Origin of the sequence: Arthrobacter sp. B2a2-09 (assembly GCF_027587375.1) — a bacterium.
Taxonomy (GTDB): domain Bacteria; phylum Actinomycetota; class Actinomycetes; order Actinomycetales; family Micrococcaceae; genus Arthrobacter.
On sequence record NZ_JAMXIC010000064.1, the window covers coordinates 1 to 1,744 of the forward strand.

General features: G+C 64.7%; 1 pseudogene. It reads right to left on the reverse strand.

The features are described from left to right. Window positions 1–1,744 (reverse strand): annotated as a pseudogene (locus tag NFJ07_RS25495) (beta-eliminating lyase-related protein); the annotation flags it as partial.

Sequence of the window (1,744 nt, forward strand, 5' to 3'; positions counted from 1 at the left end):
TGGCGCAGCGGGCTGTTCTCCACCGTGAAGTCGCCGTGGGCAACCTGCTCGATTTCCTTGCGGATGGTGATCATCGCGTCGATGAAGCGGTCGATCTCCCCGAGGTCCTCGGACTCGGTGGGCTCCACCATCAGGGTGCCCGCGACCGGGAACGCCAGGGTGGGGGCGTGGAAACCGTAGTCGATGAGGCGCTTGGCCACGTCCTCGGCGGTGACTCCGGTCTTGGCCGTCAGTTCGCGCAGGTCCAGGATGCATTCGTGGGCCACGAGTCCGCCCTCGCCCGTGTACAGGACCGGGAAGTACTCGTTGAGGCGGGAGGCGATGTAGTTCGCGGCAAGCAGCGCGGACTTCGTGGCCTCGGTCAGGCCCTGCCCGCCCATGAGCTTCACGTACGCCCAGGAAATCGGCAGGACACCGGCCGAACCGAAGCGGGAAGCCGAGATGGGCACGTCGTTGCCTTCGGCCCAGGCCGCGGCATTGCCGGGCATGAACGGAGCCAGGTGCGCCTTGGCCGCGACCGGGCCAACGCCCGGTCCGCCGCCGCCGTGCGGGATGCAGAAGGTCTTGTGCAGGTTCAGGTGGGACACGTCCCCGCCGAACTTGCCCGGCTGGGCCAGTCCCACCAGGGCGTTCAGGTTGGCGCCGTCGATGTACACCTGGCCGCCGGCTGCGTGCACTGAATCGCAGACCTCGCGCACGTCGGCGTCGTACACACCGTGCGTGGACGGGTAAGTGATCATGATGGCCGAGAGGACGTCCTTGTTCGCGTCGATCTTGGCCTGCAGGTCCGCGTGATCGATCGTGCCATCGCCGGCGGTGGCCACCACAACCACCTTCATGCCGGCCAGCACCGCCGAGGCAGCGTTGGTGCCGTGGGCCGAAGCCGGAATGAGGCAGACGTTGCGCTGGGCCTCGCCGCGGGAGTGGTGGTAGCCACGGATGGCCAGCAGGCCCGCGAGCTCGCCCTGGGAACCGGCGTTGGGCTGGATGGAGACCTGATCGTAACCGGTGATCTCAGTCAGCTGGGATTCCAGGTCCGTGATCAGTTCACGCCAACCCGCCGTCTGGGAATCCGGGGCAAACGGGTGGATCGAGGCGAATTCCGGCCAGGAGATCGCTTCCATCTCGGCGGTCGCGTTCAGCTTCATCGTGCACGAACCCAGCGGGATCATGGTCCGGTCCAGCGCCAGGTCCCGGTCCGAAAGCCTGCGGATGTAACGCAGCAACTGGGTTTCGGACCGGTGCGTGTTGAACACCGGGTGCTGCAAGAAGTCAGAGGTACGGACCATGGCCGGATTCAAGGTGAAGGTACGGTCGGCGTTGACCACCTCAATAAGGGGCGCGCCATAGGCAGCGACGATAGAAAAGGAGTACATCACGTCTTCGACAATTTGCCCTGTTGTTGTCTCATCCACCGACACGCCAACTATGTCTGCATTGACCAATCGGAGATTAATTCCCTTGGCTGCCGCAGCCGCGACGACCTGCTTTGCCTTGCCAGGGACGGACACACTTATCGTGTCAAAAAAGCTCTCGTGTTGAACAGCCAATCCCGCTGCTTTGAGTGAGAAAGCCAGGGTCCGGGCGTGGTTGTGGGCGGTCTCGGCAATCGCCTTCAGGCCCTCGGGGCCGTGGTAGACCGCGTACATCGAGGAGACGATGGCCAGCAGTGCCTGCGCGGTGCAGATGTTGGACGTGGCCTTCTCGCGGCGGATGTGCTGCTCGCGGGTCTGCAGCGCCAGGC